At 73.3% G+C, this 14,140-nt stretch carries 11 protein-coding genes; 7 read left to right on the plus strand and 4 right to left on the minus strand.

Annotated features, from left to right (window positions below):
* Positions 1–55: 55 nt before the first annotated feature.
* Positions 56–1,045, plus strand: coding sequence for a WD40 repeat domain-containing protein (locus tag EV562_RS24120; RefSeq protein WP_166661968.1), 990 nt, complete (start codon positions 56–58; stop codon positions 1,043–1,045).
* Here the strand turns inward: EV562_RS24120 and EV562_RS24125 are convergent.
* Positions 1,019–1,834: a TetR/AcrR family transcriptional regulator gene (locus tag EV562_RS24125; protein WP_133888943.1), complete on the minus strand. Its 816-nt coding sequence runs from the start codon at positions 1,832–1,834 to the stop codon at positions 1,019–1,021. The genes EV562_RS24120 and EV562_RS24125 overlap by 27 nt on opposite strands.
* A 101-nt stretch (positions 1,835–1,935) precedes the next feature.
* On the opposite strand from EV562_RS24125, the gene EV562_RS24130 reads away from it, so the two are divergent.
* Complete coding sequence (locus EV562_RS24130; RefSeq protein WP_133888944.1) at positions 1,936–2,907, plus strand: ATP-binding cassette domain-containing protein; 972 nt, start codon at positions 1,936–1,938, stop codon at positions 2,905–2,907.
* The gene (locus EV562_RS24135) at positions 2,904–3,728 is read left to right on the plus strand and encodes an ABC transporter permease (RefSeq protein ID WP_133888945.1); all 825 of its coding nucleotides are present in this window, start codon (positions 2,904–2,906) and stop codon (positions 3,726–3,728) included. Before EV562_RS24130 ends, EV562_RS24135 begins: the two co-directional genes overlap by 4 nt.
* A gap of 80 nt (positions 3,729–3,808) precedes the next feature.
* On the opposite strand, the gene EV562_RS24140 is transcribed toward EV562_RS24135, so the two are convergent.
* Positions 3,809–5,008: a methyltransferase gene (locus EV562_RS24140; RefSeq protein WP_133888946.1), complete on the minus strand. Its 1,200-nt coding sequence runs from the start codon at positions 5,006–5,008 to the stop codon at positions 3,809–3,811.
* 159 nt (positions 5,009–5,167) lie between these two features.
* Here EV562_RS24140 and EV562_RS24145 point away from each other — a divergent pair, with 159 nt between their 5' ends.
* Positions 5,168–6,091, plus strand: a complete 924-nt coding sequence (locus tag EV562_RS24145; RefSeq protein ID WP_133888947.1) for a hypothetical protein — start codon at positions 5,168–5,170, stop codon at positions 6,089–6,091.
* A 73-nt stretch (positions 6,092–6,164) separates the two neighbouring features.
* Here EV562_RS24145 and serC read toward each other — a convergent pair whose 3' ends face one another.
* The gene (serC, locus tag EV562_RS24150; protein WP_133888948.1) at positions 6,165–7,283 is read right to left on the minus strand and encodes a phosphoserine transaminase; all 1,119 of its coding nucleotides are present in this window, start codon (positions 7,281–7,283) and stop codon (positions 6,165–6,167) included.
* A 111-nt stretch (positions 7,284–7,394) separates the two neighbouring features.
* On the opposite strand from serC, the gene EV562_RS24155 reads away from it, so the two are divergent.
* Positions 7,395–10,247, plus strand: a complete 2,853-nt coding sequence (locus EV562_RS24155) for an FAD-binding and (Fe-S)-binding domain-containing protein (protein ID WP_133888949.1) — start codon at positions 7,395–7,397, stop codon at positions 10,245–10,247.
* A gap of 18 nt (positions 10,248–10,265) precedes the next feature.
* Here the strand turns inward: EV562_RS24155 and EV562_RS24160 are convergent, their stop codons facing one another.
* Positions 10,266–11,426, minus strand: coding sequence for an alpha/beta hydrolase (locus tag EV562_RS24160; protein ID WP_133888950.1), 1,161 nt, complete (start codon positions 11,424–11,426; stop codon positions 10,266–10,268).
* A gap of 246 nt (positions 11,427–11,672) precedes the next feature.
* Here EV562_RS24160 and EV562_RS24165 point away from each other — a divergent pair, with 246 nt between their 5' ends.
* Together EV562_RS24165 and EV562_RS24170 are read left to right on the plus strand one after the other, a co-directional pair.
* Entirely contained in the window at positions 11,673–13,232 is a 1,560-nt protein-coding gene (locus EV562_RS24165) for an FG-GAP-like repeat-containing protein (protein ID WP_243860143.1), read from the plus strand.
* 467 nt (positions 13,233–13,699) lie between these two features.
* Complete coding sequence (locus tag EV562_RS24170; RefSeq protein ID WP_133888951.1) at positions 13,700–14,128, plus strand: VOC family protein; 429 nt, start codon at positions 13,700–13,702, stop codon at positions 14,126–14,128.
* Positions 14,129–14,140 lie beyond the last annotated feature (12 nt).

A 14,140-nucleotide genomic window follows, 5' to 3' on the forward strand; every position in this document is an offset into this window, starting at 1 on the left:
GACCGGCGGGACGGTCGCCGACGTGAACGCCCGCGCGGGATGGCAGGCTTGGCGCATGCGCCGACCCTTCGCCCTCCTCGCCTCCGCCCTCCTCGTGGGGGCGTTCGCCGTGCCCGCCTCGGCGGCGGACGGGGCGGACGCGCCCGCCGGGAGCGACGGGTTCACCATCGAGGACCCGCGCATCACCGAGTCCAGCGGCCTCGCCGCGTCCCGGCTGCACCCCGGCGTCTACTGGACGCACAACGACCAGGACACCGGGCCGTACCTCTACGCCGTCGACGGCGCCACCGGCAGGACCGTGGCCCGCGTCGCGCTGTCCGGCGTCGGCACGCCCCGGGACGTCGAGGCGATCGGCATCGGACCGGGCAACCGGATCTTCGTCGGCGACATCGGCGACAACGACGGCGTGACCTGGCCGTACGTGTGGATCTACGAGCTGCCCGAGCCGACGGAGCTGAAGGACCAGACCGTCAAGGCGACGCAGTACGTGGTGAAGTACGCCGACGGTTCCCGCGACGCGGAGTCGATGCTGGTCCACCCGAAGACCGGCCGGGTCTACCTCATCGACAAGAACGAGGACGGCGGGCACCTGTACGAGGGCCCGGCGAAGCTCTCGTCCTCCGGCACCAACGTCTTCAGGCCGACCGTCCCCGTGGACCTGTGGGCGACGGACGCCGCCTTCTCCCCGGACGGCGAGCAGATCGCCGTGCGGGGCTACCTCGGGGGCATCTGGTACGGCTGGAACGGCGGGAAGATCCAGCGCCAGGGGCGGATCAGCGTGCCTCTGGGCCAGGGGGAGTCCGCCACCTACACCACCGACGGCAAGAAGCTGCTGCTCGGCATGGAGGGGGCCGGCAGCCGGGTGAAGGCCGAGGACGTGCCGGGTCCTGACGGGGGCTCGGGCGGGGGCGGCTCGAACGCCTCGGGCGGGGACTCCGACGGGGCGGACGGGCCGGACGGCGGCACGCTCAAGGTGGGCGCGGTGGGACTGCTCGTCGCGCTCGTCGCCGTGTTCGGGCTACGCCGGCTGTTCCGGCGCCGCTGACTCCGCGGGCGTGCCGGGACCGTCGGGGGTGCCGGCCGCCCGGCGTGCGCTCACCAGCACCTCCAGCCCGTCGAGGATGCGCTGGAGCCCGAACTCGAAGTGGTCGAAGCCGGTGCCGAAGGCGTCCTCGGAGAGGGAGGACAGCACGGGGTAGCGCCCGCTGGTCATGGCCTTCTCCAGTACCGGCTGCTGGGCCCGCCAGAACTCCGCGTCCGTCAGACCGGAGCTGCGCTCGGCCTCCCGCTCGTACACCTGCGTGCGGGCGGCCCCGACGACGTATCCGTCGATCATGACGATCGCCGAGACCAGCTCGGGGTCGGTCAGGCCCATCGGCCTGATCCGGGCGAGCACCTTCTCCATGCCGTCCAGGGCGGAGGGGCCGAGGATCGGGCGGGACTGGTTGACCTCCAGCAGCCAGGTGTGGCGGCGGTAGAGGGCCAGCGTGGCGCGGCCGAGGGCCTGGAGCGCCGCACGCCAGCCGCCGTCACCGAGGCCGGCGGGGTCCTCCGAGGGGCGCTGCACGCGGTCCAGCATCAGGTCGATCAGCTCGCCCTTGCCGGGGACGTAGCGGTAGAGGGACATGGCGCCGGTGCCCAGCTCGGCGGCGATCCGGCGCATCGAGACCGCGCCGAGCCCCTCCCGGTCCGCGACCTCGACGGCGGCCTCCACGATCCGTTCCAGCGTCAGGCCCGGCCTCGGGCCCCGGCTGGGGCGCCGGCCGGTGTCCCACAACAGTTCGAGGGTGCGGCCGATGTCGCCGCTGCCGCTGGTCTCCGTGCCGCTCGCCATGAGCTCAGTCTAAATCCGCGCCGGAAAACTGGGTACGGCGTACGCGCAATCGGGTACGGTGTACCCAGTTGTGCGTCGGCAAGAGGGAGGGACGGGGACCCATGGGTGAGAGATACGCGGTGCGGGCCGAAGGCATGGAGAAGCGGTACGGCGACAAGCACGCGCTGGCCGGCTTCGGCCTGGCCGTCCGCGAGGGCACCGTGCACGGCCTGCTCGGGCCGAACGGCGCGGGCAAGACCACGGCCGTGCGCATCCTGTCCACGCTGGTCCGGCTGGACGGGGGACGGGCCGAGGTGGCGGGCCTCGACGTCGTCCGGCAGGCCCGGCAGGTGCGCGCGAGGATCGGTCTGACCGGCCAGTACGCGGCCGTGGACGAGGTGCTCACCGGCCGGCAGAACCTGGAGATGTTCGGGCGCCTGTTCCACCTGGGCGGCAGGCGGGCCCGGGTCCGGGCGGCCGAGCTGCTGGAGCGGTTCGACCTGGCCGACGCCGCCGACCGCGGGGTGGGCGAGTACAGCGGCGGCATGCGGCGGCGCCTCGACCTCGCGGCGTCGATGATCCTCTCCCCGGCCGTCCTGTTCCTGGACGAGCCGACCACCGGCCTCGACCCGCGCAGCCGCGGCGAGGTCTGGGAGGCGGTCCGCGCACTGGTGGCGGACGGCACGACGGTGCTGCTCACCACGCAGTACCTGGAGGAGGCCGACAAGCTCGCCTCCCGCATCACCGTCATCGACCAGGGCCGGGCCATCGCCGACGACACCCCCAACGGGCTGAAGGACCTGGTGGGCGGCGACCGCATCGAGGTCGTGGTCGCCGACCGGGCCGAGATCCCGAGGGTGGTGAAGACCGTGGCCCGGGTCTGCGAGGGCGAACCCGAGGCGGACGAGGAGGCTTCGCGCGTGCACGCCCCGGTCACCGACCGGGTGGCGGCGCTGACCGAGGTGGCCCGCACCCTCCAGGACGAGGGCGTCGCCGTGGAGGACATCGGCCTGCGCCGGCCGAGCCTCGACGACGTGTTCCTGCGCCTGACCGGACTCCGTACGACTGCCGCGGAGGAGGCGGTGGCGGCATGAGCGCCCTCGACCCGGCCACGGCCGCGCCCGAGCGCGGGCGGCTGCACTGGCTGCTCGCCGACTGCGCCAACCTCGTCCGCCGCGGCCTGCTCCACTACCGGCGCCAGCCCGTCAACATCGCCTGGCAGCTCGGCTTCCCGATCCTGTCCGTCCTCCTCTACGGCTACGTCTTCGGCAGCGCGATGACGGTGCCGGGCGGCGGGGACTACAAGGACTTCCTGATGCCGGGCATGTTCGCGATGACCATGGCCTTCGGTTTCATCAACACCGCGACCGTCGTGGTCCACGACTCCGTCAAGGGCGTCACCGACCGGTTCCGCTCCATGCCGATGGCCTCGTCCGCGGTGGTGGCCGGGCGTGGGGTCACCGACCTGCTGGTCGCCTGCGCCGAGCTGGCCATCATGATGCTGACGGCGATGGCCATGGGCTGGCGCCCGGACGGCGGCTGGGGGTTCCTGGCCGCGTTCGGACTGCTGCTGTGGCTGCGGTTCGCGCTCATCTGGATCGGTGTGTGGCTGGGCCTGCTGGTCCCCAACCCGGAGGCGGCGGGCGGCCTGTTCGCCGTGGCCTTCCCGCTGACGATGATCTCCAGCATCTTCGTCGCCCCGCAGCTCATGCCCGACTGGCTGGGCTGGGTGGCCGCGTGGAACCCCGTCTCCTCCACGGCGGCCGCCGCCCGCGACCTGTTCGGCACACCGGTCGGCGGCGGCGATTCGTGGGTCGAACAGCACGCGCTGCTGATGGCGGGCGTGTGGCCGGTGGTGCTGACGGCGGTCTTCCTGCCGCTGGCGGTGCGGAGGTTCCAGCGACTGAGCCGGTAGGACCGTCGGGGACGGCCGGGCCCGGGGGCCGGGAGAGGCAGCAGGGAACAGCGGCCGCCGGTGGGTGCACGCGGGCCTGGTCAGGCCGGGCGGTGCGCGACCGCCTTGAAGAACGTGTAGCAGAACACCCCGTCGGGTCCGGCCGTGCGCCGCAGCGCGGCGATGCCCGCGTCGAAGGTGTCCGGGTCGATCAGCCCCGCCGCGACGGCGGGCTCCCGGACCCCCGAGATCATCGCGGTGAAGGTACGTCGGGTGAAGCTGTCCGCCAGCTCCGGCCGACTGCCGTCGACGTAGACGGTGCGCGGCCCGACGGCGATGTCCGCCCACTCCGCCCCGTGCAGCAGGGGGAAGAGCCGCCGGCCGATGAGGGCGTCGCCGCCAGCGTGCTGCTGCAACGTCACCTGGCACGCGATGGCGGCGCGCGCGGCCGCGTCGTCCGGATGGAAATAGGCCGAGCCGTGGTCCCCCTCGACGACGGTGATCGTGCCGCCCGGCCGGACCAGGCGCCGCAGCCGCCGCAGCGCGTCGGCCGGATCGGCCAGGTGCTCGAGCAGGAAGCACACGAAGACGTGGTCGAAGGAACCTTCGCCGAATCCGCCCGCCCGCTCGGGAAGGGTGAACACGTCCTTCTCGGCGAACTCGACATTCGTCAGCCCCGCCGCGGCGACCCGGTGCGAGGCCGTCGCCAGCGACTCGGGGGCGATGTCGGCCGACACGAAGTGCGTGCGGGGGCTGCGGGACGCCAGGGCGGTGGTCTGCGCGCCCACACCGCACCCCATCTCCAGGACCCGTTCGCCGGGCCTGAACCGGGTGTCGCCGTGCAGCAACTCGACCAGCGCGTCCGCCTGGTCCGCGAGCCGGGTGCTTTCCTCGGCCCGGTAGCCGTGCACGTACTGCTCGAACATGGTCATGGTCTCGATCACCTTCATCAACTGGTCCGGCTTCGCACTCCCGAGCGCCGCCACGAGCCGGTCCCGGAGCCGGCTCCGCCGCCTGAGGTCCTCCTCGACGTCGCCGAGGTGGGCGCGCAAGGTCGCCGCAGGATCCGGATCCTCGTGGTCCAGCAGAGCGGCGATCCGCCGGAGCCCCAGGCCGGTCCGGCGCAGGGCCATCGCCCGGTAGAGACGGGTGACGTGCGCGGGCCCGTAACGGCGGTGGCCGCTCGGCGTGCGCTCGGGAGACACCACGCCCAACGCGTCCCAGTACCGCAGTACCCGCACCGACACCCCGGACGCCAGCGCCAGTTCGCCCACCGTCCACCACACCCCGTCGTCGCCCACAGCGGCAACGCTAGGTCCTCACACGGTGTCAGGTGCAAGACGTGGGGCGAGCTCTCGAGCAATGGACGGCGGCATGAGCCTTCGGCATGTCTCACTCGTACGGCTGATTCCGTCTCGTGCGGCCGTACTTATTGCTCCTCGCTGATTACGTTCTGTCACATGGTCAGTTCACCGCATGAGGCGTTGCACCGGATCTTCCGGGTGGATCCGGGGCTGTTAGCCCGGCTTTTGAACCGGGCGGGCATCGGGTTTCCGGAGCACACCGCAATCGAGCCCTTGGACACTGATCTCACCGAGATCAGGCCACTTGAGCGCCGAGTGGACAGCGTGTTCCGGGTGCGGGTGCCTGGTGACGAGGGAGGCTTCGTCCTCGCCGTCGAGTCGCAGGGCAAGCCGGATCCGGACAAGCACAGCAGCTGGACGTACTACTTGGCCCACATGTATGCCAAGTACCGCTTGCCGCCGTTTCTTCTGGTGGTGTGCAAGGACAAAGCGACCGCGGCCTGGGCGTCGGAGCCGATCCGTGTCGGTCGTGGGTTCCACACGAGCATGGTCGTCTTTCCGCTGGTCCTTGGGCCTGGGATTCTTCCCGCCATCACTGAGTCGGCCGAGGCGGCCCAGGACCTCGGAGTGGCCGTCTTCTCCGCGCTCGCCCACGTCAAGGACCCGGCGCTGACTGCGATACTGGACGCGTTGGCGTCAGGAGTGGCGGACGACGCCGAGGAGTCCGGCTCCGCGGACGTGGACCGGGTGGACTGGGCGGAGATCGTCGAAATCGGTCTGGGTGAGGGCCCGGGCCGTGACTACTGGAGGCATCTGATGGCCACTTACACCCCGAACTTCCCGGGCAGCAACACGATCGTCGAAGAGTCCTGGCGCGAAGGACGTGCCAGGGGTCAGACCGAGGGCAAGGCCGAGGGGAAGGCCGAGGACATTCTGCATATCCTCGAGGTGCGGGGCATCGAGGTCCCCGGCTCCGTCCGGGAGCGGGTCACCGGCTGCACCGACCTCGATGTGCTGGGCTCCTGGCTCGACCGTTCCCTGAGCGTGACGCGGGCCGAGGAGCTGTTCGGCGAGGAGTAGAGCGTACGGATGCACGCAGGGCGCCCGGCGGTGGTCCGCGGGGCGCCCTGCGTGGTCGTCCGGGGAGAAGCGGTTACAGCTTCTCGATCACGTAGTCGATGCACTTCGTCAGGGCCTCGACGTCCGCCGGGTCGATCGCCGGGAACATCGCGACGCGCAGCTGGTTGCGGCCGAGCTTGCGGTACGGCTCGGTGTCGACGACGCCGTTGGCGCGCAGCACCTTGGCGACGGCGGCGGCGTCGATGTCGTCGGCGAAGTCGATCGTGCCGATGACCTGCGAGCGCTTGGCCGGGTCCGTGACGAACGGGGTCGCGTACTTGGCCTCCTCCGCCCAGGAGTACAGGCGGGACGAGGAGTCCTTGGTGCGGGCGGTGGTGAAGTCCAGGCCGCCCTGGCCGTTCATCCAGTCCAGCTGCTCGCCCAGCAGGAAGAGCGTGGCGAGGGCCGGGGTGTTGTACGTCTGGTTCTTGCGGGAGTTGTCGATCGCGGTCGGCAGCGAGAAGAACTCCGGGACGTGGCGGCCGGACGCGTGGATCCGCTCGGCGCGCTCGATCGCGGCCGGGGAGAACACGCCGATCCACAGGCCGCCGTCGGAGGCGAAGGACTTCTGCGGGGCGAAGTAGTAGACGTCGGTCTCGGCGACGTCGACCGGCAGGCCGCCCGCGCCGGACGTCGCGTCGACCAGCACGAGGGCACCCTCGTCGGCACCGGCCACGCGCTTGATCGGCATGGCGACACCGGTGGACGTCTCGTTGTGCGTGAGGCCGTACACGTCCACGCCGGCCTCGGCGCGCGCCTCGGGGTGGGTGCCCGGGTCGGAGGAGACCACGGTCGGCTCGTCCAGCCAGGGGGCGAGCTTCGCGGCCTTGGCGAACTTGGAGGAGAACTCGCCGAAGCTCAGGTGCTGCGACTTGTTCTCGATCAGGCCGTGCGTCGCGACGTCCCAGAACGCGGTGGAGCCGCCGTTGCCGAGGATCACCTCGTAGCCGTCCGGGAGCCGGAACAGGTCGCGGATGCCCTCGCGGACCTTGCCGACCAGGTTCTTCACGGGCGCCTGGCGGTGGGAGGTGCCGAGCAGGGACGTACCGGTGGCGGCCAGGGCGTCCAGCGCCTCCACCCGCACCTTGGAGGGACCCGCGCCGAATCGACCGTCCGCGGGCTTGATGTCAGCAGGAATCTGGATCTCAGCCACGTGCCGGAGCGTATCGCCTCGGCCAAACCGGACGAAGACATGTCCGTCCGATGAGACGAGATCTCCGCCCGGCGGACCTGTACGGAGCTACGAGCGCCCATGCTGGAGGGCATGACCGATCTGGAGGCAGCACTGCGCAGGGCCGTCCGCGGCGAGGTCGGGTTCGACGTCACCTCCCGGGCGCTGACCACCATGGACGCCTCGAACTACCGGCGGGTCCCGCTGGGTGTCGTGGCGCCGAGGGACGCCGAGGACGTGGCGGCGGCGCTGGAGGTGTGCCGGGAGCACGGCGTACCGGTGGTGGCGCGGGGCGGCGGGACGTCGATCGCGGGGCAGGCGACGGGCACGGGAGTGGTGCTGGACTTCACCCGGCACATGAACCGGCTGGTCGGTCTCGATCCGCGGGCGCGTACGGCCGTCGTCCAGCCGGGACTCGTCCTCGACCGCCTCCAGGAGGCCGCCGCGCCGCACGGGCTGCGCTTCGGCCCCGACCCCTCCACCCACAGCCGCTGCACGCTCGGCGGCATGATCGGCAACAACTCCTGCGGCTCCCACTCGGTGGCGTGGGGCACGACGGCGGACAGCGTGCGCGAGCTGACGGTGCTGACCGCGCGCGGCCGGCGGCTGCGGCTCGGGCGGGAGTGGGCCGGGGCGCCGGACGGTCTGCGCGAGCTGGTGGACGGTGACCTGGCCCGTCTGCGCACCGGCTTCCCCGACCTCCCGCGCCGCATCTCCGGTTACGCGCTGGACGCGCTGCTGCCGGAGCGGGGCGCGGACGTGGCCCGCTCCTTCTGCGGCTCGGAGGGCACGCTGGGCGTGCTGACCGAGGCGTCCGTCCGGCTGGTGGAGTCCCCCCGCGCGCGGGCGCTGGCGGTGCTGGGCTACGCCGACGAGGCGGGCGCGGCGGAGGCGGCGGCCGGGCTGCTGCCGCTCGGCCCGCTCACGGTGGAGGGCATGGCGGTCGACCTGGTGCCCTCCACGGAGGGCCTGCCGCGGGGCGGCGCGTGGCTGTTCGTGGAGACGGGCGGCGACACGGAGGCGGAGGCACGCGCGCGGGCCCGGGCGGTCGTCCGGGCGGCGGACGTCGTGGACGCGCGGGTGGTGACCGACCCGGCCGGGATGCGGACGCTGTGGCGCGTCCGGGAGGACGCGAGCGGTACGGCGACCAGGATGGCGGACGGTTCGGAGGCCTGGCCGGGCTGGGAGGACTGCGCGGTGCCGCCGGCCCGGCTGGGCGGTTACCTGCGGGACTTCCGGAGCCTCCTGTCCGCCCACGGTCTGCGCGGCACGCCGTACGGGCACTTCGGCGACGGCTGCATCCACGTACGCGTCGACTTCGACCTGCTGACCGATGCCGGGGTGGCCCGTTTCCGGCGCTTCTCCGAGGAGCTGGCGGACCTGGTCGTGGCGCACGGCGGTTCGCTCTCCGGGGAGCACGGGGACGGGCAGGCGCGGGCGGAGCTGCTGCCGAGGATGTACGGCGCGGAGACGGTGGCCCTCTTCGAGCGCGCGAAGGCCGTCTGGGACCCGGACGACCTCCTCAACCCCGGCATGCTGGTCCGCCCGGCCCCGCTCGACACGAACCTGCGCTTCTCCGTCCTGCCGCGCGAACCGGTGGACGTCGAGTTCGGCTACCCCTCCGACGGCGGCGACTTCTCGGCCGCGGTGCGCCGCTGCGTGGGGGTCGCCAAGTGCCGTACGACGTCGGTGACGGGCTCGTCCGTCATGTGCCCCTCCTTCCGGGCGACGGGGGACGAGGAGCACTCCACGCGCGGACGCGCCCGGCTGCTGCACGAGATGCTCGCCGGGGAGCTGGTGACGGACGGCTGGCGGTCGACGGAGGTCCGGGACGCCCTGGACCTGTGCCTGTCCTGCAAGGGCTGCCGCTCCGACTGCCCGGTCGGGGTCGACATGGCCACGTACAAGGCGGAGTTCCTGCACCACCACTACGCGGGGCGCCGCCGCCCCGCCGCCCACTACGCGATGGGCCGGCTGCCGGTGTGGCTGCGCTGGACGGCCCGGACGCGCACGGCCCCGGTCGTCAACGCCCTCGTGTCCGTACGGCCGTTGGCCGCGGTGGCGAAGCGGCTGGGCGGCATCGCGGGGGAGCGGGAGGTGCCGCGGCTGGCGGGGGAGACGTTCAGCCGGTGGTGGCGGGGGCGGCGCCGGGGGCCGGCCGGTGACGGTGACCTGGTGGTCCTGTGGCCGGACACCTTCACCGAGCACCTCTCGCCCTCCGTCGGCCGGGCCGCCGTGCGGGTGCTGGAGGCGGCGGGGCTGCGGGTGGCGCTGCCGCCGACGCTGCGGGGTCCCGGTGCGGTCGGCGACGGCACGTCGAAGTCGCCGCTGGCCCTGCTGACGGCACGCCGGGGCCGGGTCTGCTGCGGCCTGACGTACGTCTCCACGGGCCAGCTGGACCGCGCCCGCGCCGTGCTGCGCCGCACGCTCGACCTGATGACCCCGGTCCTGGAGACCTCCGCGCCGGTCGTCGTCCTGGAGCCGAGCTGCGCCGCCGCCCTGCGCACGGACCTGCCCGAGCTGCTGCACGACGACCCGCGCGCGGCCCGGCTCGCGGAGCGCGTCCTGACCTTCGCCGAGGCCCTGGAGCGTCACGCCCCCCACTGGACCCCGCCTGCCGTGAACCGCCCGGCGGTCGGCCAGACCCACTGCCACCAGCACGCGGTCCTGGGCGACGCGGCCGACCGGCGCCTGCGCGAGTCGGCGGGCCTCACCGGCGAGCTGAGCGGCGGCTGCTGCGGCCTCGCGGGCAACTTCGGCTTCGAGGACGGCCACTACGAGGTGTCGGTCGCGTGCGCGGAGGACCGGCTCCTCCCGGCGGTGCGCGAGGCACCGGACGGCGCGGTGGTCCTCGCGGACGGCTTCTCGTGCCGGACCCAGCTGGAGCAGCTGGCGGGGGTGCGGGGGCGGCATCTGGCGGAGGTGCTGGCGGAGGGGCTGGAGTGACGGTCCCGGCGAGGCCGGCTACGGCCTCTGGAACACGACCTCGGGGTGGGAGGGCGTGGGGCCGTGGAGGAGGGGCTGGGGGATGTCCCGGAGGTGGAGGTCGAAGAAGGCGCCGACGTAGTCGCGGGTGATGTACCAGCCCCGCTCGCCCGGGAGCGGCACCTCCGGATCGGCCAGCCCCAGCTGCTCGGCCAGCCAGGGGATGTCGGTGAAGGAGAAGTGCCCGGCCCCGGCCACGGTCAGCCAGCGTTTCCAGCCGCGCAGGCGGTCGTAGGTGGCGGCCCAGTCGCCGGCGGTGTTGCCGGGACCGTGGATCGCCTCGGCGCCGGCCATCATGAACGGGCGCCGGCCGATGCGGTGCCCCGCGTCCGGTACGAAGAAGCCCCCGTCCAGGTCGACCCCGGCCCGCACCCGGCGGTCGGCCGCCATCGTGGCCATGGCGGCCGCTCCGCCGATCGAATGCCCGGCGGCGCCGATCCGGCCCGGGTCGATCACGCGCGCCAGCGGCCCCGCACTCCGGCGGTCGGTCAGCTCGTCGATCACGAAGGACAGGTCGGCGGCCCGGCCCCGCACGACCGTGGCCTCGTCGACGTCGACGCCGACCCGGTCGCAGGCCACGCACGGCGGGACCCGCCCCCCGGGGAACTCCGTCCCGACGGATTCGTAGGCGTGGTCCACGGCGGCGACGACGTACCCGCGGGAGGCCAGGTCCTCGGCGAGCGAGGTGAGCGTGGTGCGCGGCACGGAGAAGCCGGGGGACAGGAGCAGCAAGGGGAAGCGGCCCGCCGCGGCCGGCGCGGCGAGCCGTGCGTGCGTGCGCGTCCCCGCGACCGTCGCGGCCGGCACGACCCCGGCCAGTCCCTTCAGCTCCAGGAGCCGCTGCGCCTCGCTCTCGGTCATGTACGCCGCCGGGGCCCCGTCGGACGAGCGTGCCGGGTAGGACACGGACACCATCAACTCCCGGCCCCGCGCCGTCGGCACCCAGGGATCGCTGCGGTGCCGGTCGACGAGGTGCAGGGTGCGCCGGCCCACGGGACGGGGGCCGGCGGGGGAGGGCAGTTCCAGCGCGGTGGCGGAGGCCGACGACGCGGGGGCGGCCCCCAGGAGGGGGACGGACACGGCTCCCGCCAGAAGGGCGGTCAGGACGGTTCTGCGTGAGGTGCGCGATCCGGCGGTCATACGGCCGACGTTAGGTCCCCAGCAGTCCTCAACACGTCAACTCCGGGGCGTACTTGGGGTGCGCCCGGAGGATGACCCTCCGGGGGTGGCGTGGCACCGTGGTATCGGGCCGGGCAGCGGGAGTCCACGTCTCCGGCTTCCGGCCACACGTGAGGCGGCCGTGAGGAGCGGGCGGGGCGAGCGGATCTGCCGGCCGTCGGGCACCGGACGGTCCGAGGTGGCGGAACCGCGTGGTGCGGCCGTCGCGTGATCGTCCGTATGGACGGCTCGGACGATCAGGTGAAGGCCCCGCGGCGGCGGTTCGGCAGGCGGGCTTGGGGCGTCGGGAGCGGCGCGGCCGTCGTCGTGTTGGCGGTCGTCGCGGGGATGGTGATCGCCGACGGCGAGCCGGACGGCATCGCCGCCCCGTACGCGTGCGGGACCGGTACCGCCCACACCGCCCGCGCCACCGCGTCCGCCCCGGAGGGCGCCGCCGACTTCGACGGTGACGGGCGGCCCGACCTGGCCCTCGGGTCGGGAGGGAGCGTGGCGGGCGGGGCCGGCGGGGGGAGTGTCGAGGTCGCCTACGGGGCGGGGGACGGGACGGGGATCGCCCGGTGCCAGTACCTGACGCAGGACGACCCGGGGATCCCGGGAAGCAACCGCGACGAGGCGTTCTTCGGGTCGGACGTCGTGGCCCGCGACTTCGACGGGGACGGGTACACCGACCTCGCCGCATCCGTCTTCGACTGGAAGGCGAGCGTGATCATCGTGTGGGGGTCCGAGGACGGGCTGCGGCGCGCGACGCGGGTGCCCGGCACCGACGTCAGTCACGTCGCCTGGGACGACGACCCGATCCTGGACGAGCAGCTCACCGCCGGGGACTTCGACGGGGACGGGCACCCCGACCTGGTCTTCGGGCTCGGCTCCGACAAGGGGCTGCTCAAGGGTCCCTTCGGGCGGGACGGCACCCCCGCCGGGACCGGCCGAGTCCCCGCCCCGCGCCGGCCCGCCCCCGGCGTCGGCGACGCGAACTACGTGGACCTCGTCGCCGGGGACCTGGACGGCGACGGCATCGACGACCTGGTGAGCTTCCACGCCGCCGATCCGGACCCCGAGGCGCCCTGGGCCGAGCTGAACCGGCCCGTGAGCTACCTGCGCGGCGGCCGGGACGGCTTCACGCAGCCCGAGGGCGTCCGGCTTCCCGACGCGGGCGAGGGAGCGATCGGCGACGTGGACGGCGACGGCTACGGCGACCTGGTCCTCAGCCCCAGGGGCGGCGACGCGAGCCGCAGTTCGGTGACGGTGGTGTACGGGTCGGAGGACGGACCGGGGAGGAGGACGACGACCGTCGACCGGGACACCGCCGGCGTGCCCGGCGAGGAACCCCAGGACGAGGACGCCGTCTTCACCGGCCTGGACACCGGGGACGTCGACGGCGACGGGTACGCGGACGTGGTCGCCGGTGCTCCCCGCTGGGACGTCTACGGGGAGCCCGGGCCGGAGCAGGTGCTGTTCCTGGCGGGCGGCCCGGACGGGCTCAGCGGTGCGGGCGCCCGGCTGTTCGACGGGGACGACCTCGGCGCCGCACCGGGCGGGGACGCCGACTTCGGCAGCGCGGTGGGCCTCACCGACCTGGACGGCGACGGCCACGCCGACCTCGTGGTGACCGCGCCGGGCAGCGACACGGTCGACGGCGTCGCCTACCTGCTGCGCGGCACCGCCGACGGCCCCTCCATCGAGGGGGTCACCCGCTTGTCCGGGGACGCCTTCGACGACACCGAGGGGCTGGGCCTGTTGATGGGCGGTGGGGAGGTCGCCCACTAGGGGGTGTCGTTTGGATCAGGCCGGCTCCGGGCGACGGTGCCCTGTTGCCGACGCGACCCACGGCAAGATCCAAACGACACCCCCTAGGGCGCGTACCGGGTCGTGATCAGCGGTGCCGGGCCGATCCGACGCGGCGAGGGCAGCCACGTCTGCCTCGGTCTCTCGTCGCCGCTGCCGCTGACCGCGCCGGCTCTGCCTCCCGTCGTGAGCGTGCCGCGGTGGATCCGGTCGCGGGCCCGGACTGCGGCCGGATGTGGCCGATGAATGGTGTTGTCCCCGCCTGTGGTGATCGCTAAGGTCGGTCGGGTGACTGCCGGGTCGGCCATGGGCCACGCACGAGTGAGGTTCCCGGCCTCGGCGTGAGCCCGAGGCGGGCAAGAGGCCCGCCCCCTTCTTCGAGTCTTCGCTTCCCGGCGCCCGCATCCGGCGCCCAGTTCCAGCGGACCCAAGACCGGAGATACGCACAGATGTCCCATGACCAGCAGCACCTGCACGAATCCCAACTGCCGAGGACCGGCGTCCAGCTGAACCACACCGCCGTCTACGCCAGCGACCGGTACCTGTCTGCCGAGTTCCTCGCCGTCGTCCTGGGCCTGAGGGTCGGCGCCCCGTTCGGGCCGTTCCTGCCGGTCGACCTCGGCAACGGTGTGACGCTCGACTACTACGAGAAGAGTAACGAGCCGATCCAGTCGCAGCACTACGCCTTCCTCATCCCCGACGAGCACTTCGACGCAGTGATCGCGCGACTGGAGGCGGTCGGGGTCACCTACTACGCCGACCCCGCCCACACCGAACCCGGCCGGACCAACGGTCTGTTCGGCGGGCGCGGCGTCTACTTCGCCGACCCGGACGGGCACAACATGGAGGTCATGACCCGGCCGTACGCCCGCCCGTGAAGGGGTGACAGC

This window comes from Streptomyces sp. BK208, from assembly GCF_004364245.1.
In the GTDB taxonomy this organism is placed as follows: domain Bacteria; phylum Actinomycetota; class Actinomycetes; order Streptomycetales; family Streptomycetaceae; genus Streptomyces.

Coding starts and splice junctions, on each gene's coding strand:
- EV562_RS24125 (WP_133888943.1), bottom strand. CDS start 1,834: ATGGCGAGCGGCACGGAGACCAGCGGCAGCGGCGACATCGGCCGCACC.
- EV562_RS24155 (WP_133888949.1), top strand. CDS start 7,395: ATGACCGATCTGGAGGCAGCACTGCGCAGGGCCGTCCGCGGCGAGGTC.
- EV562_RS24160 (WP_133888950.1), bottom strand. CDS start 11,426: ATGACCGCCGGATCGCGCACCTCACGCAGAACCGTCCTGACCGCCCTT.
- EV562_RS24130 (WP_133888944.1), top strand. CDS start 1,936: ATGGGTGAGAGATACGCGGTGCGGGCCGAAGGCATGGAGAAGCGGTAC.
- EV562_RS24170 (WP_133888951.1), top strand. CDS start 13,700: ATGTCCCATGACCAGCAGCACCTGCACGAATCCCAACTGCCGAGGACC.
- EV562_RS24120 (WP_166661968.1), top strand. CDS start 56: ATGCGCCGACCCTTCGCCCTCCTCGCCTCCGCCCTCCTCGTGGGGGCG.
- EV562_RS24145 (WP_133888947.1), top strand. CDS start 5,168: ATGGTCAGTTCACCGCATGAGGCGTTGCACCGGATCTTCCGGGTGGAT.
- EV562_RS24135 (WP_133888945.1), top strand. CDS start 2,904: ATGAGCGCCCTCGACCCGGCCACGGCCGCGCCCGAGCGCGGGCGGCTG.